We start from the raw sequence: 22920 nt of genomic DNA, 5'->3' as shown, positions 1-22920 counted from the left end.
GCCTGCGGGTGGCGTAGCCCAGGAACCCCGAAATGGCCAAGAAATCCCGCAGTCACGGCGCGCGCGCTGTGGTGACCGGCGCCGGCAGCGGCATCGGTCGTGCGTTCGCATTGGAATTGGCGCGCCGCGGCGGCGCAGTAGTCTGTGCGGACATCAATCTTGAGACCGCTGCCGACACTGTCAGCTGCATTGAAGCCGCCGGCGGCCGTGCGCTGGCCGTGCGTTGCGATGTGACAGTGTTGGAGCAGGTGGAGGCACTGGCCGATCGTGCCGAGCAGTGGTTTGGCGCGCCCACCAGTCTGCTGGTGAACAACGCCGGGGTTGGTATTGGTGGTCAGCGCATCGGTGAATTCTCGATTGAGGATTGGCGCTGGACGGTGGACATCAACCAGTGGGGCATGGTCTACGGCTGTCACGTGTTCGTGCCGCGGCTGCGCGAGTTGGGTGAGGGCGGGGTGATCAACGTTTGTTCCACCGCCAGTTTTGCCGCGGCGCCGCTGATGGGTCCCTACAACATGACCAAGGCGGCGGTGCTGGCGTTGTCGGAAACCCTCGCCGCCGAACTGTCGGAGACCCGCATCGGCGTCACCGCGCTGTGCCCGACCTTCGTCAAGACCAACATCATCAAGGACGGCCGCTTGCCGGCGGACGCTTCGAAGCTGTCCGCGCGTCTGATGGCCGCCACCGGCATGTCGCCGGAGCGGGTGGTGCGCGACACCCTCAAGGCGCTCGACCGTGGCCGTCTGTATGTGCTGCCGCAAATCGACGCTCGCATGATCTGGCGCGCCAAGCGCCTGGCGCCGCGCAGCTACCAGCGCCTCGCCGCGCTGGCACTGCGCGCTGCTGACCGTTTCCAATAATTCCCGATAACCCTCGATCCCGGAGCAGGCTGACATGGCTTCCATCGATCTCGAAAAAATGCTGGTGAAAATCAAGGAAAGCCAGTGGGCATTGGCTGATATTGACTGGGATGCTCCCGGTGCCGAACGCATCACCCCGGAGCAGTGGCCGAAGCTAAAAGCCTTTATGGCCGACCTGATGTGGATTGAGCACGTGGGTGCGCGCGGTTTTGCCGCCATGGCCAAGAAGGCGCCGGATGACACCCTGCGCGAGATCTACACCTACTTCCACGCCGAAGAGCAGCGCCATGCCAACGCCGAAATGGCGCTGATGAAGCGCTGGGGCATGCTCGAAGACGGCGAAGCCTTGCCGGAGCCGAACATCAACCTGCGGCTGGTGATTGAGTGGCTCGACCGCTACGCCGACAAGATGCCGCTGTATGTACTCGGCGCAGTGATCCCGATGTTGGAAATCGCGCTCGACGGCGCCCTGTGCAAGTTCCTGCTCGACACCGTCGATGATCCGGTGTGCCACGAGGCGTTCGAGAAGATCAACGGCGACGAGTCACGCCATCTGGGTGTCGGCTTCTCGGTGATGGAAATGACCGGCTACAACAAGTCCTTCATCAAAGTGATGCAAATGGTGCTGCCACTGGTGGACCCGCGTTTGTTGCTGGGCATCGCCGCCTACATGCCGCTGCTCAACAAGATGCGCGACAACATCGTCGAGATGGGTCTGTCCGAACAGAAGCTCTACGAAGTGATGAACAAATTCGAGCGCATCGGTGGCCGTACCGCTGACGGCCGCCGCAACCCTTGGTTCCAGATCATCAAGCACCACGCGCGGCTGGTGGTGGACCGGGGCAACAAGATCTACCACGTACCCGTGGATGCGGCGGTGAAGATCACCGGCCTAATTCCGGCGCGGCTGCTGCCCGCAGTGCCGAGTTGGGTGCATGAATTGACCTGGAAACCGACCGCCTGAGGACTGACATGAGCAAGCGTAAACCGTCACGGGTGCACGACACCCTGATCATCGGCGCCGGTTTCGGCGGCCTCGGTGCTGCGATCCGACTGCAGCAGAGCGGGCACCAAGACTTCATCATTCTGGAGCGCAGCGACCGGGTGGGTGGCACCTGGCGTGACAACCAGTACCCCGGCGCCGCCTGTGACATCCCGTCCAACCTGTATTCGTTTTCGTTCGCCCCCAATCCGGATTGGTCACGCACTTATTCCGGTGCGGGCGAAATTTTCGGCTACATCAAGGGTCTGGTGGAGCAGTTCAAACTGGGTCCGGCACTGCGTTACCAGCAGGATGTCACCGGCCTGCGCTTCGTCGAAGAGCAGGGCTACTGGGAGGCCACCACGGCTGCCGGTGATTGTTGGCGGGCGCGGGCGGTGGTGATGGCCGCCGGCGGGTTGGCCAATCCCGGCTGGCCGAATATCAACGGTCGCGAATCCTTTGCCGGCAAGGTGATGCATTCCGCCCGTTGGGATCATGATTACGACTTCAGCGGTAAGAAAGTGGCGGTGATCGGCACCGGCGCCAGTGCCATCCAGATCGTGCCGGAGCTAGTCAAACAGGCCGGCCAGGTGAAAGTGTTCCAACGCACCGCGCCGTGGGTGTTGCCGCGCATGGATTACGCCTCGCCGGACTGGGCGCGCAAGCTGTTCGCCAAGGCGCCGCGCAGCCAGCAACTGGTGCGTGATGCCCTATTCTGGACCCACGAAAGTGTGGCGCTGGCGGTGATCTGGAACTCGCCGCTGACGCGGGTCACCGAGCGCGTGGCCAGCGCTCATCTGGCGCGGCAAGTGAAGGACGGTTGGCTGCGTCGCCAGCTGACGCCGCACTACACCATCGGCTGCAAGCGGGTGCTGATTTCCAACGATTACTACCCGGCGCTGCAGCAGCCCAACTGCAAGCTGATCACCTGGCCGATTGACTGCATCAACGAACGTGGCATCCGCACTGCGGAAGGCATCGAGCACCAGTTCGACTGCATCGTGTTTGCCACCGGCTTCGATGTGCAGAAGACCGGCACCCCGTTCCCGGTACAGGGGCTGGGCGGCCGTGAGCTGGCCGAGGAGTGGCAGGGCGGGGCGCAGGCGTACAAGAGCGTCAACGTGTCCGGTTACCCCAACCTGCACATCATCTTCGGGCCGAACTCCGGGCCGGGCCACAACTCGGCGCTGGTCTATATGGAGGCGCAAATCGATTACGCGGTGCAGGGTATCGAGGCGCTGCTGCGCGGCGATCACGCCTATCTGGATGTGATCCCCGCGGTGCAAACCCAACACAACCTGGAGCTCCAGAAGCGGCTCGCCCGCACGAACTGGAATTCCGGCTGTAAAAGCTGGTACCTGACTGCGGACGGCTTCAACGCCACCATGTACCCCGGTTTTGCCACCCAGTACGCGCAGCAGTTGGCGCGCTTCGAACTGGCTGACTATCGCGCGGTGGACCGTGCCGCGCCCGCGGCCCGGCGCGCCGCCGGCTGACGCCACAGCGCTACCTCGGCTGCCGCCACCGGCGCACACTGTACCGGTGGTGGCGGCTGCGACCGGCCCGCCCAGGCGCGGCAGCCGGCGTCAGCGGCCTTTAATTTTGGGTCTGATTCCCCCATCATGCGCGCGCTGACACTAGGAGATGGGCATGGGACCTCTCGAAATTCCCGATGCCGACGGCATCCAACGTTGGTTGGGCCAAGCCGGTATCGAGTACTACATCTGCGATCAATGCCACGGTTTCCACATCACCGCGCTGCAATCCCGCGAGGGCGTTACCGATGCCCGACTGTTCATTGAAGAAGAAGGCCTGCTGCTGAGCACCGAGCTGGAATTGCGGCCGTCGTCGCTGTTCCTGGTGCAGGCGGATCTGGGCCGGCTCAACATGAGCTTCCCGACGTTGAAGATCTTCATCGACATCAACGATGAGACGCTGCCGCGCTTGGTCGGTTGCGACCTGTTGCTGACCCGCCATGGCGTCAGCTACGAGCAGTTCGAGTACTTCCTGCAGGCCAGCATCGACGCCAGTCACATGCTGCTGGACGACTGCCAGCAGAACGATTGCCTGATGGGCCCGGAGCCGGTGGCCGGCGAAGAAGAAGCACCGCTGCCGCCGCTGATCCACTGACGGTCGCGGCGTCTGCCGCGACTGCCCCGCAAAAAATCCTTTCTCCTGCGCTTGAAACTCCGGGTTGGGCACCGATATAGGGTGCTGTGACACCCGGCCGGTTCACGTCACATCCGACCTGTCAGAAATAGCGCCCCGGTGTGCCGTCAGGGCATTGGCCGCGCGTATGGAGGAATGATGATGAACGCAGATTTCGCCTTGGCTCCGCTGTTCCGTCACAGCGTGGGTTTTGATCGCATCAATGACCTGTTCGACAGCGCCCTGCGCGCCGATCAGGGCAACGGTTTTCCGCCCTATGACATCGTGCGCGAGGCCGATGACCAGTATCGCATTGTCATGGCGGTGGCCGGTTTCGGTCGCGACGCACTGACCATCGTGGCGCGCGATAACCAACTGACCGTGACCGGCAAACAGCCTGCGACCGGGCCGGAAGACGGTCGCGTCTGGCTGCATCGCGGCATCGCCCGCCGCAACTTCGAGCGCAGCTTCCGGCTGGCCGATCATGTGCAAGTGGAAGGCGCCGCGCTCAACGATGGCCTGCTGGAAATCCAGTTGCGCCGGGTAGTGCCGGACGCTCAACGTCCGCGTGAGATCGAGATCGCTCAATAAGCCATCACCGCGCGGGTGCGCGGTTGCAATGAACAGTGGCTTTCGCCACAATGCGCGCCTCGCCCGACGGCCAAACGCTGCCGGGCGAGTGTTTATGGTGGCCCTGTCGGTCCCCCCGCAATGATTAGCCGTGAACCCGGTCAGGCCCGGAAGGGAGCAGCCGCAGCGGTGACATCGTGTGCCGGGGTGTGGCTGGCAGGGCCACCTCCATTTGCGCGCCCGACAGCGGCTGCGTCAGTGGCGATTCCACAGGTGGCGCGGTAGCATTGGCCTCTTCTTTTGGACTCGGCACACCCATGAGCTACCAGGTTCTCGCACGCAAATACCGGCCCCGCAGCTTTACCGAGCTGGTCGGCCAGGAGCACGTTTCCCGCGCGCTGACCCATGCTCTGGACCAGGATCGTCTGCACCACGCCTACTTGTTTACCGGCACCCGTGGCTGCGGCAAAACCACCATCGCGCGTATTCTCGCTAAATGCCTGAACTGTGAGCAGGGCGTCAGTTCCCATCCGTGTGGAACCTGTTCGGCGTGTCGCGAGATCAACGAAGGCCGCTTTGTCGACCTGATCGAAGTGGATGCCGCCAGCCGCACCAAGGTGGAAGACACCCGCGAGCTGCTCGACAACGTTCAGTACGCGCCCACCCGGGGCCGCTACAAGGTGTACCTCATTGACGAGGTGCACATGCTCTCCACCCACAGCTTCAACGCGCTGCTCAAGACGCTTGAGGAGCCGCCGCCGCACGTCAAATTCCTGCTCGCTACCACCGATCCGCAGAAGCTGCCGATCACGGTGCTGTCGCGCTGTCTGCAGTTCAGCCTCAAGGCGTTGCCGGCCGACCGCATCGCTAGCCATCTGGCGGTGCTGCTGGAGCAAGAGATGATCCGCTTCGAGCCGGACAGCTTGCAGGCCCTCGGTCGCACAGCGCGCGGCTCGATGCGTGATGCGCTCAGTCTGACCGACCAGGCGATTGCGTTTAGCAACGAACACCTGACCCAGTCAGCAGTCAGCCAGATGCTGGGTACCGTGGACCGCGACCACGTGATCCAACTGCTGCATGCGCTGGCTACCGCGGAACCGGCGGGTGTGTTGAACACGCTCGATCAGATTGCCGAGCACAGCCCCGACGAAACCGCGTTGCTGGATGAGCTGATCCAAGCCTTGCACCGGCTGGCGGTGGCACAAGTGGTGCCAGAGCGCGAACGTGATCCGGCCATGGCCGCCTTGGCTGCGGCATTTCAGGCCGAGCAGGTGCAACTGTTCTATGACGTGGCGGTCCGTGGTCGCCGCGATTTGCCGGACGTGCCCGATCCCCGTGCCGGGCTGGAAATGGTGCTGCTGCGGATGCTGGTGTTCCGCCCCGACGGCGTTTATAGCCAGGGTGGCGACGCACCGCCAAAAAAGCCTTCTGAGCCGGCGCCGCAGTCGGGCGCTGGTGGCGTTCCGGACCTGCAAGCATTGTTGTCCACTGCGCCGTCCCCGGCGCCGCTGCCCACCGCTACGGCGGTGGTTGAGCCACGCCAGAAGGCGGTGGCCGACGCGGGTGAGGCAGCGCCGCCTGCTGCGCTAAACCTATCCAACACTCCGCAGCGCTCCGCGGCCTCGGAGACGGTCACGGTCGTTGAGGAAAACCAGGCGTTCGGTGAGACAGATGCGGCGCAAGTCGCACCTTCGGCATCAGTGCCCGCGCCGCCGCCGGTTTCGCCAAGCCAAGGTCAGGACCCGTCCGCGTCTACGGCTGGGCCGTTGGGCGCGTCCGGTGCCGGTGCCTCGACCGAGAAAGTTCCGCCGGCTCCTGCGGCGGATGACTCGTTACCGCAGCAGCGGGCGGCCGCGCCGTTGCAGAGTGCGCCGGTAGCTGTGGCTACAGAGTCTTCGACGCCGGCAGCTACGACGGAGTCGGGAATGCCCGCAGCGGTTGAGCGCAGTGCTGCGCCGGTCACTCCGATGGCCCCGAACAGTGGGTACCAGGAGGCGCCGCCTCCCGATTGGGATGACGTGCCGCCTTGGGAAGACGCGCCGGCTGCGTGGGTGGATGATCCTGCGCCGGCTGCCCTGCCGACTCCGGAGCCGGCCGCGTCCGCTGCGCCGGTGGCTACCGCTCAGGTTGGGCCAGTCGCTGCTGTGGTGCAGTCCGAACCCAGCCACGCCGCACCGGCAGTGGTGTCATCGCCGATGCCGCAAGCGCCTCTGCCAGAGCCAGGCGGAGCGCCGGCTGCGGCAGAGGCGCCGGATTCCGCTCGCGCCGCGTTGGAGCGCGCGCTGCGCGGCGACATCACGCCGCTGCCGCTGTCAGATGCGCCGCAGGCGCCTGCCGAACTGCCGGAGCCACCGCCCCGTGATGGGCGCGCGCGCCTGCCCAGCGATCTGCCGGATGATCACCCGGCTTCGGAATGGGCGCGCTTGGTGGTGCAGCTCGACCTTGAAGGCGTGACCCTCAATTTGGCCTGCAACTGCGCGCTAGCAGGGCAGCAGGGCGAGCATTGGCAGCTGCTGATCGCACGCGGACACCAGGTGCTGGCCAGTCGGGAACGAGTGCAAGAATTAGAAGATGCTCTCGCGCGGCATTTGCAACGGCCGGCGCGGGTAGACATCGAGATCCGCGAGACGGTCGGCGATACCCCCGACGACCTGACGCGCCGTTATCGCGCCGAGCGCCTCGACGCTGCTCGCACGGCGATTCTGGCCGATACCACCATCCAGACCCTGGTACAGCAGTTTGACGGCCGCCTGGATCTGGAAAGCATTGACCCTCTGGACTGACCGCCACGGAGACGCCCGATGGATTTCGATATGAACAGCCTGATGCAGCAAGCCCAGGCGATGCAGGAAAAAATGCAGAAAATGCAGGACGAAATCGCCAATGCGGAAGTGCAGGGCGAGGCCGGTGCCGGCTTGGTGAAAGTGGTGATGACCGGGCGGCACGATGTGCGCCGGGTGGACATCGACCCGAGCCTGATGAGTGAAGATAAGGAAATGCTGGAAGATCTGCTCGCCGCCGCGGTCAACGACGCGGTGCGCCGGGTGGAACAGCAGCAGAAAAGCCGCATGTCCTCGCTCACCGACGGCATGCCGCTGCCGCCGGGCTTCAAGCTGTTCTGAGCTGCCATGAAGCACAGCCCCCGCGTACAGCGCCTGATTGATACTCTGACCTGCTTGCCGGGCGTGGGGCCGCGCTCGGCTCAGCGCATGGCCTACCACCTGCTGGAACGTAATCGCGATGGCGGCCGGCTGCTGGCAGCGGCGATGGCAGATGCCATGGATGGGGTGCAGCAGTGCCAACGCTGTCGCAACTTTGCCGAAGAAGCACTGTGCAGTGTCTGTGCTGACCCGCGTCGTCAAGCGCGCCAAGTCTGTGTGGTGGCGTCGCCGGCGGATGTGTTGGCGATTGAGCAGTCCGGCGAATACCACGGTCATTACTTCGTGCTGATGGGGCAGCTGTCGCCGCTGGACGGCCTCGGCCCGCGTCAACTCGGACTCGATGTGCTGGAACAGCGTCTGGGCGAGGGTGAGATCGATGAATTGATCCTCGCCACCAGCACCACGGTGGAAGGTGAGGCCACCGCCCACTACATCCACGACATGGTGGAAGGCACCACAGTGTCGCTCAGCCGCATTGCCCAAGGTGTGCCGATGGGCGGTGATCTGGAATACGTCGATGGCGCCACGCTGGCTCATGCTTTCCGGGGCCGGCGGCCACTCTGAGGTCTGGCTGTGTGGCGTCGGGGCCGACTTCGCCGCGGCGCTCAAGGGCAGTGCTGGCTTGCTTTCGGTAGCGGGACAACCGGGACGTGCCACACTTGCATGACGGGGGCTGAGTCGTCGGTAGGGCTCGACACGGACTTCGCCACCGGTGTGCACTGAGCCGCCTGCCTGATCCAATCCCACCGACCTAACCCGACCCGACCCGACCCGACCCGCCCTGTGCTGGCCCAGCCCGACCGATTCAGTCCAATCCAACCCGATCCGATTCCACCCGCTTCGATCTGATCGGGCCTCGCTTAGTAGCGCAGGCTCCTTTTACCTGGATCAAATAGTGGACCCCCATTCACGCTGAGGTCGGACCGAAAGCAGGTTGACTAGGTGGGACGGGTGCTCACTGGTTCAAGCCAAGCGCACCCGGAACTGGATCAACGTTGCACTGCCTCTTTCCGCTCGCCGCTTTTCCGTATTTGGAGCGCAGCAGCGGACATCCCCACACTGCCGTCATTGACCCATCCGCTCAAGCTGATGGTTTCGGTCTGCTTGGCGCGCCGTCCTGTGTTGCGGACCGAGCGCTTGCTTGGTAGCGTTTTTGACCATTGGAGACGGAGGATTTTCGGTGACCCAAGGGCTCAGCTATTTCAATGACACCCACGCCATGGTGCGGGACAGCGTACGCACCTTTGTGGCGCGCGAGATCCTGCCGTACATCGATGAGTGGGAGGAGGCCGGCCACTTCCCCCGCGAGTTGTATCGTAAAGCAGCGGCGGCCGGTTTCCTCGGTGTCGGCCACCCGGAAGCCTACGGCGGTCAGGGCGAGCACGATGTGTTCATGAAGGTGGCCGTGTCGGAAGAGCTGATGCGTTCCACCTCTGGCGGCTTGGTGGCCAGCCTCGGCTCGCTCGACATCGGCTTGCCGCCGGTGTGGAAGTGGGGCAGTGATGCGCTGCGGGAGCGGGTGGTGCCGGCAGTGCTGGCGGGCGAGAAGATTTCGGCACTGGCGGTTACCGAGCCGGGCGGTGGCTCGGATGTGGCCAATCTGCGGACCCGCGCGGTGCGTGATGGCGATCATTATGTGGTTAACGGCAGCAAGACGTTCATCACCTCCGGCGTGCGTGCTGATTACTACACCGTGGCGGTGCGCACCGGCGATCCCGGGTTCGGCGGCGTCAGCTTGCTGCTGGTAGAAAAAGACACGCCAGGGTTTAGCGTGGGTCGCAACCTGCGCAAGACCGGTTGGTGGGCCAGCGATACGGCGGAGCTGTTCTTCGAGGACTGCCGGGTGCCGGTGGCAAACTTGATCGGCCCGGAAAATGGCGGCTTTTTCTGCATCATGACCAACTTTCAAATGGAACGCTTGATGCTGTGCATCATGGCCAACATGACCGCCCAACTGGCACTGGAGCAGTCATTGGCGTACGTGCGTGAACGGCAGGCATTTGGCCGCCCGCTCAGTGGCTTCCAAGTGACGCGCCACAAGCTGGCCGAGATGGCAACCCAGGTGGAAGCGAGCCGAGAGTTCACCTACCGGGTGGCGGCGCGCATCCAAGCCGGCGAGCAGGTGATCAAAGAGATTTCCATGGCTAAGAATCTGGCCACCACCGTCTCCGACCGCGTCACCTACGACGCGGTGCAGCTGTTCGGCGGCATGGGTTTCATGCGCGAATCGGTGGTGGAGCGCTTGGCGCGGGACAACCGCATCCTGTCCATTGGCGGCGGTACCTACGAAATCATGAATGAAGTGATCGCCAAGCAATTAGGGCTTTAAGCGTTGCCGGTCGCCAGCAGCACCAATTCCTGCTGGCGACGGCGGTGCAGACGGATGCCGAGCAGCACTGCCGAGCAGGTCAGTCCTACTAAGAGCCCGATCCAGAACCCGGCCGGCCCCATCGGTGTCCCGAGCCAATCGGTCTGTGCTAGCACGATGCCGGTGGGCAGGCCGATACCCCAGTAGGAAAACAGCGTGTACAGCATCGGGCGGGCAGTGTCCTCGAAGCCGCGCAGTGCACCGGCGGCGATGATCTGTAGCGCGTCGGAGATCTGGTACAAGCCAGCAAACAGCAACAGACCGGTGGCCAGCTGGCGCACTTCGGGGTTGTCGGTATAGAGCGGCGGGATCAACCCACGGGTCAGCAGCAGCAAGCTGGCGGTCAGGCAGCCGGAGCCGATGGCGAGCAGATAACCGGTGCGTACCGCCAGATTGATGCCGCTGCCATCGCCACGGCCGCGGGCATGGGACACACGCACCGTCACCGCAATGCCGAGACTCAGCGGCACAATGAACAGCAGTGAGGACACGTTCAGCGCCACCTGGTGTCCAGCGACCACTACCGCGCCGAGATGGCCGATCAACAGCGCGATCACCGCGAAGATGCTCGACTCGAAGAAAATCGCCAGCCCGATCGGCAGCCCTAGTTTGAGCATCCGGCCCAACAGCGCCGGCGACAGTTGGGGCTGGCGCAGGCTCAGTCGTGCGCGAGCGTAGGCGCGGTGCAGACGGATATAGCCGAACATCATCAGCGCCATCAGCCAAAAGGTAATGCCGGAGGCCCAGCCGCAACCGACGCCGCCCATCGCCGGCATGCCGAACTTGCCGTAGATCAGGATGTAGTTGATCGGGATGTTGATCAGCAACCCGAGAATACTGATGATCAGCACCGGCCGCGTGTGCGCCATGGCTTCGGTATAGCTGCGCATCGACAGGAACAGCGCAGCGCCGGGAATGCCCCAACTGAGCCCTTCTAGGTAACCTTGTACTAGCGGTCGCAGCGCGGGTTCCACGTCCATGGCGACCACCACCGGCTCAAGTTGCCGCAGCAGCACCGCGCCGACGCAGCCGAGTAGTAGCGCCAGCCACAGACTCTGCTGGGCGAGCGGATTGACGCGCTCCCAACTGCCACGGCCGAGGTGGCGCGAAATCAGCGGGGTGGCGCTCATCAGCACGCCGGTCATGAATAAATAGAAGGGCACCCAGAAACTGGCGCCCATCGCTACCGCCGCCAGATCGTGCTCGCTGACGCGGCCGGCCATCATGGTGTCGACCACGCCGTTGCCGGTCTGCGCCAATTGGCCGCCGAGAATCGGCAGCGCCAAGCTCAGCTGGCTGAGCATTTCGCGGCGCGGGGAGTTAACGGTTTCAGTCATCGTGGGTCTCTGGCAGGGGCGGCTACTCTACCGCAGCGCTACCGGCCTTGCGAACCATGTTCAGCTTGTTAGGGAACACTGTGATACAGCTTTTTTCGAGTGCCGATCTGGAACATCTGTTCAATCGTCAGCTGGGGCCGGCGTACGCCACCGTACTGCGCGGCGGTGCGGCTGAGCCGTTCTATCAGGCCGGGCGAGCAGGGCAGGCGCACACCATTTGGTACACCCGCGATTACTTCCGCAGCGCACTGCACGAGATTGCCCACTGGTGTGTGGCCGGGCCGGCGCGCCGAGAGCAGGACGATTACGGCTACTGGTACGCGCCGGATGGCCGCACGCCGACGCAGCAGGCGCAGTTCGAGCAGGTAGAGGTGGCGCCGCAGGCGTTGGAGCTGCTGGCCTGCGCTGCCACTGGTCATCGCTTTCGGGTGTCACTGGATAACCTCAACGGCGCTGGCGGCGTTGATGAGACACGCTTTGCTGCGGCCGTCGGCCAAGCCGCCGAGGCGCGACTACGACAGCGCCACGGCCAGCGCTGGGACCAGTGGCTACAGCTGCTAGAACAGCATTACCGCAACGGCGTACCGCTGGATGCGGCGGCAGTGACCGCGGTGCAACAACTGCCGGCATACGGCTGATGCTCGCCGCCAAGGCGCGTACACTGCCGACTTTGCCATTTGCGGAGAGCCGCCATGCTGACTGTTTGGGGTCGCACCAATTCAAATAACGTTAAGAAAGTGCTCTGGTGCCTGGAAGAACTGGGGCTGCACTACCAGCGCCATGATGTGGGCGGCCAGTTCGGCGGTGTCGACACCCCGCAATACCGAGCCCTCAATCCCAATGGCTTGATCCCGACGTTGCAGGACGGTGACCTGACGCTGTGGGAATCCAACGCCATCGTCCGTTATTTGCTGGCCGAGTACGGCGGCGACAGCTGGTGGCCGCAGCAGGCCCGCGCCCGCGCAGAAGCCGATAAGTGGCTGGACTGGGCCAGCACCACCTTTGTGGCGCCGTTCCGCATTGCCTTTGTCGGCTGGATCCGCACCGCGCCGGAGCAACGGGACGAGGCGCTGTTGGCCACGGCCGCCGCCGAGGCCGCGGCGTTATTAGCGCGTGTTGAGCCGGTGCTGGCGGCTCAGCCATACCTGTCCGGTGAGCGTATTGGACACGGTGATATCGCGCTCGGCACCCTGATCTATCCGTGGCTGCAATTGCCGATTGAACGGCCATCACTGCCGGCGCTGGAAGATTGGGCGGCACGGCTGGCGCAGCGGCCAGCCTACCAGCGCAGCATCATGACGGTACTCAGTTGACCTCTTCGGCTTGCAGGATCCTCACGTGAACATCATTGCTGACGAAAACATGCCGGCGCTGTCGCTGTTTGACGGTATCGGCACTGTGGTGCGTACCCCGGGCCGACCTTTGGACCGCACGTTGCTGGCCGATGCCGATGTGCTGCTGGTGCGTTCGGTGACCCGCGTTGATGCCGAGCTGCTGGCCGGTTCTGCGGTGCGCTTTGTCGGCTCCGCCACCATTGGCACTGACCATATCGATCAGGCGGCACTGGCCGCCGCTGGCATCACCTTTGCCCATGCGCCGGGCTGCAACGCGGTGGCGGTGGCCGAGTATGTGCTGCAGGCGGTGGTCGCGTTCGCGGTACAGCGGCGCACACCGTTGTCGGCGCTGTCACTGGGCGTGGTGGGCGTTGGCAACGTCGGACGCAAGGTGGTGCAGTGGGCGGCAGCGTTCGGACTACGGGTGTTGGCCAGCGATCCGCCGCGCGAAGCAGCCGGTGAGGCGTGCGAGGAGGGGGCCGAGTGGGCGCCGCTGGCGGAGGTGTTGGCGTGCTCGGTGATCACCTTGCACGTGCCGTTGTCGGTAACCGGCATGGCACCGACCCGCCATCTTATCGCTGCCGATCAGTTAGCGCTGCTGAGCGCCGGACAGTTGCTGATCAACACCAGTCGCGGGCCGGTGATTGCCGAGCAGGCGCTGCGGGAGCGGCTGGACCAGCCGCAGCCGCCACAGTGCATCCTCGATGTGTGGGAACACGAGCCGTGGGTCACGCCGCAGTTGTTGGCGCAAGTGCAAATCGGCACCCCGCACATCGCCGGTTACAGTGTGGAAGGCAAAGTGCGCGGTACCTACATGCTCTACCAGGCGCTGCGCCAGTGGCGTGGCCTGACCGACGCGGCCAAGCCGATGCCGCTCGATGCGCCGCCGCGCCATTGGGAGGCGCCGCTGGAAACCGAAGCGCAATTGTTGGCTCTGCTGCAGTGGGTGTATCCGATGGCGCGTGATCACCAAGCACTAGTGAGTGCCTGCGGCGCCGGCCCAAATGAAACACCGCCGTCACGGGAGGTGGCGGCGGTGCGGTTTGACCAGCTGCGCAAGCGTTATCCGCTGCGTTATGAACTGGGCGGTTTGCGCGTATCCGGTGCGGTGGCACCGGCCTGGGCGCAGGCCCTCAGTTTGCTGGGTGTGCAGTGCTAAGCGGGTAGGACCAAGCCTGTTCCAGGCGGTCACAGGCGCGTTGCACCATTTCTTCGGTGATGGGGATCTCGCGGCCCTGGGCATCAATCAGGGCAGCACCGTGGAAATCCTGGTTCCCAGCGGAATTTTGGGTACGGATTGAGGTGTTCATCTGCTCTGCCTCGGTAGTGGGTTCAGGTGGAGGGACCGGGTCAGCGGTCAAAATTTCCTCACCGTTCAACGGTAATGTTGGCAGCTTTGTGCGCCAAGCCCAGTATTGTTTCCAGATATGACGCCTCCATGAAAACTTCGCCCGGCCACGCGCGGTAACGCGCATTCCGACCGGCGACACTGTTGCCAGATGTGTCAGCAGTTGGTGGCGGGGTACTACCGCATCAAAAAGGGCCCCAAGTGGGGCCCTTTCTTTGCAGCGGCGATGCGCTCAGCGCAGGTTGCGCAGCGCTTCGATGCGGGCATCCAGCGGCGGGTGAGAGCGGAACATATTGCGCAGCCCTTCCTTCACGCCTTCGTTGATGGCCAGCGCCGTCATACTTTCCGGCATCTGGTCAGGCAGTGCGGTTTCCGCTTTCAGGCGTTGCAGCGCGCCGATCATGTTGTCGCGACCGGCCAGCTGGGCGCCGACGGCGTCGGCGCGGTACTCACGCCAGCGCGAGAACGCCATGACGATGGCGGTGGCGAGGAAGCCAAGCGCGATCTGGGCGATGAACGAGGTGATGTAGAAGCCGGGGCCGTAGCCGCGTTCGGTCTTGAACACTACTCGATCCACCACGTGGCCGATGATGCGTGAGAAGAAGATGACGAAGGTGTTCACCACCCCTTGGATCAGCGTCAGCGTCACCATGTCGCCGTTGGCGACGTGGCCGATTTCGTGGGCCAGCACGGCACGCACTTCTTGTTTGTCCATGCGCGCCAGCAGGCCCTCAGACACCGCCACCAGCGCGGCATTCTTGTTCCAGCCGGTGGCAAAGGCGTTCGACTGGCTGGCGGGGAAGATCCCCACTTCCGGCATGCCGATGCCGGCGCGGTCAGACAGTTCGCGCACCGTGGTCAGCAGCCATTGTTCGGTGGCGTTGGCTGGTTGCGTGATCACGCGGGTGCGGGTGCTGGTCTTGGCGATCCACTTGGACATGAACAGCGACAGCAGCGAGCCGGCGAAGCCGAACACCGCGCTGAAGATCAGCAATGACTGCAGATCAAGGTCGACACCGTTCTGTTGCAGGGTGGTGGTGACGCCGAGCAGGCTCAGCACAACGCTGGCCACTGCCAGCACGGCAATGTTGGTCAGCAGGAACAGGGCGATTCGCATCATGGGCGAAGGGTCTCCAGATTCTCGGGGAAGCAGGGCTCGCGGGCGGCGGGCAGGCCGGTCCGCGCGCATAGTATGACCGGGAAATGGGGTTTTTGATCCTGTTTTCAACTACCTGCGGCACAGTTATTTTACCTGTTGGAGCGCCGGCGGCGCGGGTGCCGGTGGCGCCTCTGTTATCATTCCGGGTCGTTTGGACGGCCGTGTCGTCCCCCGTTACAGGAAGCCTGACGTGTCATTGGAAAGACTGCTGCCGCGCCTTGCGGACCCGGACACCAGCGCGGTCACCACGCTGCGCCATATTGTTGATTGGTTGCGCCCGCGCCGCTGGGAGAGCGCCGAAGCGGCGGAAAGCCGCATCACCGGCCTGGCCGTAGTATTGGAGGGGCGCCCAGAGTTGCACGCCGCGCTGGCCGGTAAACTCGGTGCTTGGCTGCGTGATGGGCGTTTCTTTCACCTATTCACCAGCGCCGGCATTTACTCCCGTCGTGGCTTCCTTAAAGAAATGGGGGAGCGGGTTTATGAGCGATTGAACCCGTCGCCGGCGGACCCGGAAAACGTCAAAGACGTGATGTTCATGGTGTTCACTCGCAAGGTGGATGCCGAGTGGGTGCCGCAGGTGTCTGATGCCGCGTGGCTCAAATTGCTGGCCACGCTGTTCTCGTTTTCCGATGACGACCGGGTGCAGATGCGCGATGAGATGCAGGAGGAACTGCTGGCATCGCTGGAGTTGCTGGGCATCTGGGTGGCGGCGGAAGAGCTGGAGCCTGCCATTCTGCGACTTGACCACAAGATGCTGGATCGTGACTCCGCGCTGGTGGCGTTGCAGCGCGAGTTGGCAATCTATGTGCGCCAGTATCCGCTGTGGGTCTCCGGCCAGATCGATGATCTGCATGACGATGCCCACGCCCGCGTGCTGTTGGAGCAATGCGTGGTGGAGGTAGCGCGCCTGCGTCGGCGTACCGTCAACATGGGCACCACAGTGGCGTTGACCCACATGCTGGAGCGGTTGGTGCAGACCTTGAACCGCATTGAGCAACTGCTCGACCTGCTGCATCCGGCCGACCGCGACACACTCAAAGAAAAGTCGGTGGCGCTGTTCAAGCAGTGCGTCGGTTACACCGCGGCGCGCCACAGCGTACGTGCGCTGTGGCAGCAGAACAGCCGGCTGCTGGCGCGCAGCATGACCGAGAATGCCAGCCACACCGGCGACCACTATATCGCCGGCAGCCGCCGCGCTTACTTCGCCATGCTGGCGTCCGGTGCTGGCGGCGGTTTCATCATCGCGTTCATGGCGCTGCTGAAGATCCAGATTCTCGAACGTGGCTTCGAGCCGTTCCTGCAGACAGTACTGGTAAGCCTGAACTACGGATTAGGCTTTGTACTGATCCACATGATGCACGGCACCGTGGCCACTAAGCAGCCGGCGATGACCGCAGCGCGTATTGCCGAGCGGGTAGAGCAGGGCGAGCGCGGCCGTGCGGACCCGCGGCCGCTGGCAGAGTTGCTGGTGAAGGTGGGGCGCACCCAGCTGGTTGCGATCCTCGGCAACGTCACCGTCGCAGTGACGGTGGCGATGCTGGTGGCGGCGGCGTACTTCCACTTCCAAGGCGAGGCATTGATCTCGCCGGAGCGGCAGCAGTACATGCTTGGCGGTATTCATCCATGGCTGAGCCCGGCGCTGTTCTACGCGGCGGTGGCTGGCGTGTGGCTGTTCCTGTCCGGGCTGATTGCCGGCTTCTTCGACAACCGCGCGGCGTACCTGAATCTGGAAGAGCGACTGCTGCACCATCCGCTGCTCAAGCGCCTGCTGCCGCGCAGTGGGCGTGAAGCGGTGGCGCAATACCTGAGCCACAACTACGGCGCGTTGGCGAGCAACTTCATCTTCGGTGTCATGCTTGGCAGCACCGGTGCCATTGGCCATGCGCTGGGACTGCCGATCGACATCCGTCACGTGGCGTTCTCGTCAGCGGATGTGGGCTATGCCATGGGCAGTGCGCAGGCTGGCGTCGGTGCTATTGCGCTGGGCGTTGGCTGTGCGTTGCTAATCGGTCTGGTGAACTTGGCGGTGAGTTTCTCGCTGGCGCTCAGTATGGCGCTGCGGGCGCGCGGCACGCGGATCTCGTCGCCGGGGAAACTGCTGAGAGCCTACTTCAGTGCCATCCGAGCCCATCCGCTGGCGCTGGTGTTTCCGCCGCCGACAGCGCCGGCGGACGACGAACAGCAGCCGGCTGCCGACGGCGCCAATGCTGGCAATCCCCAGAACGTGAATAAGCCGACCGAAGCCGACAGTGGGTCAGCCGGGCCTTCTGCCTGAAAGGGGGGCGCTCTGGCGACGGTCAGGCGCGAAGTTTGTGCTAGCGGGTGCTAGGGCGTGGCGAGAGTTCAGTGCGTGTCGCGACGGGGTGTAGGCCGTGAGGCTGGCGCTGGCACCGCGCCCGGCAGCGCGATGAACTGGTGCACCAGCAGTGACAGTGCCTCGGAGTGACCGCCGCGCCAGGTCTCGCGCAGTTGGTCCACCCACCGCCGGTCGGCTGTGACAGCCAAACTGCTGAGCTGCACGAAAGCCTTGCTGGTCAGTACCGATTGCTCGATCCCTTCCTGGTAAATCAGGCCTTCGTGGCGCAGGTAGCCTTCTTCTGCCAGCCACAACATGGTGGCGAGGCAGGCCATGTGGCGCTTGGAGTGCAGGCCGACCTCGTCCACTGACTGCGGGCCGCAGATGTCCTCGACATACAGGCTCAGCGGACGGGGAAAGCTGCTGTAAAGATGCAGGAGCACCAACGCGGCATCACGGCAGAAATCGTCGATATGCAGGTCGGCCACGTGGGGACTCCCGATGGTCAGCGACGGATGCTGGCGAGGTAGCGACCGATGCGGCTGATCGCTTCTACCAAGTCATCCGCCGACGGCAGCAGCACAATGCGGAAGTGATCGGTGCCCGGCCAGTTGAACGCTGAACCTTGCACAATCAGCACTTTTTCCTTGCGCAGCAGATCCAGCGCGAACTGTTCGTCGTCCTCGATCGGGTACATTTCCGGGTCGAGGCGGGGGAACAGATAAAGCGCGGACTTCGGTTTTACGCAGGACACGCCGGGAATTTCGTTGAGCAGCTTCCAAGCGAGATCACGCTGGCGGTAGAGGCGGCCGCCGGGTTTCACCAAGTCGTCGATGCTCTGATAGCCACCCAGCGCGGTCTGGATTGCGTGCTGTGACGGCACGTTGGCGCACAGGCGCATCGAGGCCAGCATTTCCAGCCCTTCGATGTAACCCGTGGCGCGTTTTTTGGCGCCAGAGATGATCATCCAACCCGAGCGGAAGCCGGCGGCGCGGTAGTTCTTGCTGAGTCCGCCGAACGACACGCACAGCACATCCTCGGCCAGCGATGCCATGGCGATGTGTTCTTCGCCGTCGTACAGGATCTTGTCGTAGATCTCGTCGGCAAACACGATCAGGTCGTGCTCGCGCGCTACCTGTAGCATCTCCAGCAGCAGTTCGCGGCTGTAGTTGGCACCGGTGGGGTTGTTCGGGTTGATGATCACCAGCGCGCGGGTGCGCGGGGTGATGCGCATGCGGATATCTTCGATCGACGGCTGCCAATCGTTGTCCTCATCGCACAGGTAATGCACCGGCATGCCCCCGGCGAGGCGTACAGCTGCAGTCCACAACGGGTAATCCGGCGCCGGCAGCAGCACTTCATCGTCGTCGTTGAGCAGCGCCTGCATTGCCATCACGATCAGCTCGGACACGCCGTTGCCGAGGATGATGTCGTCCACCGTGACGTTGGCGATGCCCTTTTCTTGGCAGTACTGCATGATCGCCTTACGCGCCGGGAACAGCCCCTTGGAGTGGCTGTAACCACTGGAGTCGGGCAGGTTGCGGATCACGTCGTGCAGGATCTCGTCCGGCGCTTCAAAGCCGAATGGCGCCGGGTTACCGATGTTCAGCTTGATGATGCGCTGACCATCTTCTTCCATGCGGTTCGCTTCGCGCAGCACCGGACCACGAATGTCGTAACAGACACCTTTCAGCTTCTCCGATTTCTGGATCGCTGGTTTTACCGTGCTCATGGGAACTGGGCCTAGTCAGAGTGGAGTGGGGCGGGCATTCTACCTTGCCGGTCCGGCCCCTGTATATCGAGCCCCCGGTGCCCACCGCCCGCTGATCCGCCGAGGAGGAAACGATGGAGAAAGTACGCAAGTCGCTGCAGCAATGGCAGCAGGAACTGGACCCCGACACGTTTCGCATTACCCGTCAGCACGGTACCGAGCCGCCGTTCACCGGCCGCTACTACCACACCACCGATCCCGGCACTTATTGCTGCACTTGTTGCGGTGCGCCGCTGTTCGATGCCGACACTAAATATGACTCCGGCAGCGGCTGGCCGAGCTTCTACGCGCCGTTGGCGGAGGAGGGCATTGAAGAGCGCGTCGACCACAGCCATGGCATGCGTCGCGTGGAGGTGCTGTGCGCGCGCTGCGAAGCCCATTTGGGCCATGTGTTCCCGGACGGCCCGGCGCCCACCGGCCAACGCTACTGCATCAACTCTGCCAGCCTGCAATTGAAGCCCGACGCATGACGCCCTGGGACGACATCATGGCGCTGGCGGAGCGCCGCCACGGCGCCGCCGCGGTGCGCGCTCGCTGGGTGACGGTGGTCGACGCCGCCACGCTGGCGTCGCGCAGTGACGCGCACTACCTGTCTGCACTGACACGCCGGGTGTTCCGGGCCGGCATGACCCACGCGGTGGTGGATCGCCGCTGGCCCGCGTTTGAGCAGGCGTTCTTTGATTTCGAGCCGCAAAAGCTGGTGTTGATGCCGGATGCCATGCTCGATGAACGACTGCGCGACCCGGCTCTGATCCGCCATGGCCGCAAGATGGCCAGTATCCGCCCCAACGCCCAATTTATGCTCGACATCGCCCGTGAGTACGGCAGCATGGGCCAGTTGTTGGCACAGTGGCCGGCGGATGACACCGTCGGTCTGTGGCACTTACTGAGCCGCCGGGCGCGCAGCCTCGGCGGTCGCTCGGCACCGGCATTTTTGCGCATGGTCGGCAAGGACAGCTGGATGCCCACCGACGATGTGCTCGCGGCGCTCACCGCCCGTGGACTGGTCACTGGCCTCAGCAGCCAACGTGACCGGCGTGCGGCGCAGGACGCTATCAACCACTGGCAACAGCAAAGTGGTCTGGCCCAGGCCCATATTTCGCAGACGCTGGCGATGACGGTGGGCTAAAACGCCCATTTCATGCCTTTTTGCGCCATTACCGGGCAATCCTGAATGCCAGCTTTTCCGCACAAGCGCGCCGGGCGGGGCAATGATGCCAAGCCCGGTGCTCAGTCCTGTCCGATCCCCGGCCAAGTCGCCTGAAACGAAAAGCTGCTTTTCACCAAATTGCGTTCCCGTTTCGGGTTTGGCGCACTAGCCTGCATTGTTGATCCAGTTCGCAGTTGCTGCCTGCTGTGACGTGACGGGCGGGATCCCGCATCACACCCAAAAATAATAGAAACGAATAAGAACGAAGGAGAGTTCTGGCATGACGCTACATTCTATGTTCCGTAAACAGGAGGTGGCCGGTGCGAGCTCCGACCGCAAGCCGCGCCTGCGCGGATGGCGCGTCTGGGGAGTGGCTGCTGCCCTGATGGCGATGCAAGGTTGTACCGCGGTTTACAAGACCACCGGTGACATCCTCGTCAACTTCGGTCGCGCCGAAATGACGCCCTACCTGCTGCAATACGACGATATTGGCATGGCCTGCGCCACCGGCGAAGGCTTCACGCCGTTCCTCAGCTCGTTCGAGTCGGTGGGTGCCAAGCCGGGCCGGCTGGCGGTGCTGGTGAACACGCTGGCGGCCACCTGTTCCGACGGCAAGGCCTGGGAGCAAGAACTGCGTTACCTGCGTGAGATGCGCGCCGGCGATGTGGTGTCTGCCCAGGATGCCCGTGCCCTGCAGAAACGCTACGCCGCCGTGTCGGCCCAGCGCCAATATGCGGCTTACCAACGCATGGTCGACTACTACGGTGAGGTGGACGGGCCCAAGGACTGCCCGCGCCTGCGCTCCGACTTCGATGAAGTGGTGTTCATGACCGGTTTGCTCAGTGGTGTGCAGGCGGTGCTTAACGACGCCGTCGCCGACGGTTCGCTGGGCGTGCCACGTGACATCGCCGCTAAGGTGGAACGGGCTGCGGGTTGCCTCGACAACGAGAAATGGTGGGGTGTACCGATGGGCGTGCGTGCGGCGCTCTGGAATACGCTGCCGATGATTGCGCCGGATGGCGTCGACGCCAAGGCCGAGTTGCGCCAAGCGGCGGCACAGGGCTATCAGAGCGGTGTGCGGCTAGCCAGCGTGCTGTATGTGGTGTCCACCTACGGCACCGGCGACATGGATGATGTGCGCGCCGGTATTCGCGGCTTCGCCGCCCACGGTAAGGACCTGAACGCCGACTACCGCATGATGGACAGCATCGCCGAGTTCATGATCACCGGCATTTCTGACCGTCTGTGGACCGAAGCCACCGGCAAGCGCACGCCGTTCGACGGTCTTGGTACGTTCTGGGATGACCAGGGCCCGCAAAACGATATCAACATCGACGACCTGCTCTGAACCCCGCCTCACGCGCCGCCGGGAGGGTCCGGCGGCGCCTTGCCCACATCCGGAGAAAATCATGCGATTTAGCAAGGGATTGATGGCCATGGCAGCAGCCGTAATGCTGCCGTTTTCCAGCGCTGCTCAAGCGGCGGAAGAGCGTCTGCTGTGCGTGTTCGACATCCTTGGTAGCAGCGGTGACGTCTACAACGTGATGAAGGACTACGCGGCGGCGGCGCAGGCGCAGGGCTATGCGCTCAAGCTCAAGGCTTACACCGATGAAAACATCGCGGCGGAAGACCTGAAGGCCAACCAATGCGACATGGCGGCGATCACCGGCATCCGTGGTAAACACTTCAACACCTTCACCGGATCGATGGACTCGATCGGTTCGATGCCGAACTATGACGTCACCCGCATGGTGATGCAGGTGCTCGGCAGCAATAACCCCAAGATCAAGGAGAGCTTGCGCGGCAGCAGCTACGAGATCATGGGGGTGATGCCGGCCGGCGCCACTTACCTGTTCGTGAAAGATCACAACATGAACACCGTGAACCATCTGGCCGGCAAATCGATCTCGGTGTTGGAATACGATGTGACCCAGGCGCGCATGGCGGCCAGCGTCGGCATGACACCGGTGATGTCTGACATTTCCAACTTCGCTGGGCGTTTCAACAACCACTCGGTGGACATCTGCTTCGCGCCCGCCATGGCCTACGCAGGGCTTGAGCTCTACAAGGGCATGGAGCCGAATGGTGGGGTGGTGGACTATGTGTTGGGTCAGCTGTCGATGCAGCTGATTGCGCGTAACGGCCGCTTTGGTGATGAGTTCGGTGACTGGTCACGCAGCTACTTCGGCCAGACCGTGTTGCCGCGAGCCATGCGCCTGATCGAGCAGTTCGATGCTGGCATCCCGGAAAAATGGTGGATCCGCATTTCCGATCCGGACCGCGAGCGTTATGACGAAATGATGCGCGATGCGCGCGTAGAGATGACCAAGGAAGGTCTGTTCAACAAAGAGATGATGACTCTGCTGCGTAACATCCGCTGCCGTGTTGACGGTGGCCGGGCAGAATGCTCTGACCGCCGCGAGATCGACTGGTGAT

Annotated in this window: 22 protein-coding genes and 1 other RNA gene; 18 read left to right on the top strand and 5 right to left on the bottom strand. The window is 63.5% G+C overall.

All coding sequences use genetic code 11. The features are described 5' to 3' along the window. Positions 1-32: 32 nt before the first annotated feature. The 10 genes from AB5I84_RS08835 (at position 33) to AB5I84_RS08790 (ending at position 10050) form a co-directional block, all read left to right on the top strand. Positions 33-860, top strand: coding sequence for an SDR family NAD(P)-dependent oxidoreductase (locus tag AB5I84_RS08835; RefSeq protein ID WP_369455486.1), 828 nt, complete (start codon positions 33-35; stop codon positions 858-860). Positions 861-894: 34 nt separating this feature from the next. After that, the gene (locus AB5I84_RS08830) at positions 895-1824 is read left to right on the top strand and encodes a ferritin-like domain-containing protein (protein WP_369455485.1); all 930 of its coding nucleotides are present in this window, start codon (positions 895-897) and stop codon (positions 1822-1824) included. A gap of 8 nt (positions 1825-1832) precedes the next feature. Beyond that, entirely contained in the window at positions 1833-3338 is a 1506-nt protein-coding gene (locus AB5I84_RS08825; RefSeq protein ID WP_369455484.1) for a flavin-containing monooxygenase, read from the top strand. Positions 3339-3492: 154 nt separating this feature from the next. Next, the gene (locus AB5I84_RS08820; protein WP_369455483.1) at positions 3493-3972 is read left to right on the top strand and encodes a YbjN domain-containing protein; all 480 of its coding nucleotides are present in this window, start codon (positions 3493-3495) and stop codon (positions 3970-3972) included. 177 nt (positions 3973-4149) lie between these two features. After that, positions 4150-4581: an Hsp20 family protein gene (locus AB5I84_RS08815; protein WP_439650199.1), complete on the top strand. Its 432-nt coding sequence runs from the start codon at positions 4150-4152 to the stop codon at positions 4579-4581. Between the two features lie 104 nt (positions 4582-4685). Continuing rightward, an RNA gene (gene ffs / locus AB5I84_RS08810) (signal recognition particle sRNA small type) lies at positions 4686-4782 on the top strand. A 95-nt stretch (positions 4783-4877) separates the two neighbouring features. After that, complete coding sequence (dnaX, locus tag AB5I84_RS08805; RefSeq protein WP_369455482.1) at positions 4878-7343, top strand: DNA polymerase III subunit gamma/tau; 2466 nt, start codon at positions 4878-4880, stop codon at positions 7341-7343. An 18-nt stretch (positions 7344-7361) separates the two neighbouring features. After that, the gene (locus tag AB5I84_RS08800) at positions 7362-7682 is read left to right on the top strand and encodes a YbaB/EbfC family nucleoid-associated protein (protein WP_369455481.1); all 321 of its coding nucleotides are present in this window, start codon (positions 7362-7364) and stop codon (positions 7680-7682) included. Positions 7683-7688: 6 nt separating this feature from the next. Then, the gene (recR, locus tag AB5I84_RS08795) at positions 7689-8285 is read left to right on the top strand and encodes a recombination mediator RecR (RefSeq protein WP_369455480.1); all 597 of its coding nucleotides are present in this window, start codon (positions 7689-7691) and stop codon (positions 8283-8285) included. Positions 8286-8940: 655 nt separating this feature from the next. Beyond that, positions 8941-10050 carry an acyl-CoA dehydrogenase family protein gene (locus tag AB5I84_RS08790; RefSeq protein WP_369456078.1) on the top strand — a complete coding sequence of 370 codons (1110 nt, stop codon included), beginning with the start codon at positions 8941-8943 and terminating at the stop codon, positions 10048-10050. On the opposite strand, the gene AB5I84_RS08785 is transcribed toward AB5I84_RS08790, so the two are convergent. Continuing rightward, the gene (locus AB5I84_RS08785; RefSeq protein ID WP_369455479.1) at positions 10047-11426 is read right to left on the bottom strand and encodes an MATE family efflux transporter; all 1380 of its coding nucleotides are present in this window, start codon (positions 11424-11426) and stop codon (positions 10047-10049) included. The two genes, AB5I84_RS08790 and AB5I84_RS08785, sit on opposite strands and share 4 nt — an antisense overlap. Before the next feature lie 80 nt (positions 11427-11506). On the opposite strand from AB5I84_RS08785, the gene AB5I84_RS08780 reads away from it, so the two are divergent. From AB5I84_RS08780 to AB5I84_RS08770, 3 genes are read left to right on the top strand one after another with little or no spacing between them, the layout of a single operon-like run. Next, the gene (locus AB5I84_RS08780; RefSeq protein WP_369455478.1) at positions 11507-12064 is read left to right on the top strand and encodes an elongation factor P hydroxylase; all 558 of its coding nucleotides are present in this window, start codon (positions 11507-11509) and stop codon (positions 12062-12064) included. A gap of 54 nt (positions 12065-12118) precedes the next feature. Then, entirely contained in the window at positions 12119-12739 is a 621-nt protein-coding gene (locus tag AB5I84_RS08775; protein ID WP_369455477.1) for a glutathione S-transferase family protein, read from the top strand. 25 nt (positions 12740-12764) lie between these two features. Continuing rightward, positions 12765-13919: a 4-phosphoerythronate dehydrogenase gene (locus tag AB5I84_RS08770; RefSeq protein WP_369455476.1), complete on the top strand. Its 1155-nt coding sequence runs from the start codon at positions 12765-12767 to the stop codon at positions 13917-13919. On the opposite strand, the gene AB5I84_RS08765 is transcribed toward AB5I84_RS08770, so the two are convergent. Together AB5I84_RS08765 and htpX are read right to left on the bottom strand one after the other, a co-directional pair. Continuing rightward, positions 13894-14070 carry a PA1571 family protein gene (locus AB5I84_RS08765; protein WP_369455475.1) on the bottom strand — a complete coding sequence of 59 codons (177 nt, stop codon included), beginning with the start codon at positions 14068-14070 and terminating at the stop codon, positions 13894-13896. The two genes, AB5I84_RS08770 and AB5I84_RS08765, sit on opposite strands and share 26 nt — an antisense overlap. 270 nt (positions 14071-14340) lie before the next feature. After that, a complete protein-coding gene (gene htpX, locus AB5I84_RS08760) occupies positions 14341-15228 on the bottom strand; it encodes a protease HtpX (protein WP_369455474.1) in 888 nt (295 codons plus the stop codon). A gap of 229 nt (positions 15229-15457) precedes the next feature. Here htpX and AB5I84_RS08755 point away from each other — a divergent pair, with 229 nt between their 5' ends. After that, positions 15458-17542: a site-specific recombinase gene (locus AB5I84_RS08755; RefSeq protein WP_369455473.1), complete on the top strand. Its 2085-nt coding sequence runs from the start codon at positions 15458-15460 to the stop codon at positions 17540-17542. 68 nt (positions 17543-17610) lie between these two features. Here AB5I84_RS08755 and AB5I84_RS08750 read toward each other — a convergent pair whose 3' ends face one another. Both AB5I84_RS08750 and AB5I84_RS08745 read right to left on the bottom strand, forming a co-directional pair. Further along, entirely contained in the window at positions 17611-18051 is a 441-nt protein-coding gene (locus AB5I84_RS08750; protein ID WP_369455472.1) for a hypothetical protein, read from the bottom strand. A gap of 17 nt (positions 18052-18068) precedes the next feature. Then, entirely contained in the window at positions 18069-19295 is a 1227-nt protein-coding gene (locus AB5I84_RS08745) for a pyridoxal phosphate-dependent aminotransferase (protein ID WP_369455471.1), read from the bottom strand. A gap of 113 nt (positions 19296-19408) precedes the next feature. Here AB5I84_RS08745 and msrB point away from each other — a divergent pair, with 113 nt between their 5' ends. From msrB to AB5I84_RS08725, 4 genes are all read left to right on the top strand, one after another. After that, positions 19409-19804 (top strand): peptide-methionine (R)-S-oxide reductase MsrB, encoded by a 396-nt coding sequence (msrB, locus tag AB5I84_RS08740; protein WP_369455470.1) that lies wholly within the window; start codon positions 19409-19411, stop codon positions 19802-19804. Then, positions 19801-20463 (top strand): DNA-3-methyladenine glycosylase I, encoded by a 663-nt coding sequence (locus AB5I84_RS08735; protein ID WP_369455469.1) that lies wholly within the window; start codon positions 19801-19803, stop codon positions 20461-20463. The genes msrB and AB5I84_RS08735 overlap by 4 nt, the downstream gene beginning before the upstream one ends. A gap of 301 nt (positions 20464-20764) precedes the next feature. Further along, on the top strand, positions 20765-21832 hold the full coding sequence (locus AB5I84_RS08730; RefSeq protein WP_369455468.1) for a hypothetical protein: 1068 nt from the start codon (positions 20765-20767) through the stop codon (positions 21830-21832). Positions 21833-21893: 61 nt separating this feature from the next. Next, positions 21894-22919 (top strand): putative solute-binding protein, encoded by a 1026-nt coding sequence (locus AB5I84_RS08725; RefSeq protein ID WP_369455467.1) that lies wholly within the window; start codon positions 21894-21896, stop codon positions 22917-22919. Position 22920 lies beyond the last annotated feature (1 nt).

This window comes from Alcanivorax sp. REN37 (genome assembly GCF_041102775.1).
GTDB classification, from domain to species: Bacteria; Pseudomonadota; Gammaproteobacteria; order Pseudomonadales; family Alcanivoracaceae; genus Isoalcanivorax; species Isoalcanivorax beigongshangi.
The sequence above is the reverse complement of the archived record's forward strand: the minus strand, read 5'-3'. Positions and strand labels throughout refer to the sequence as shown.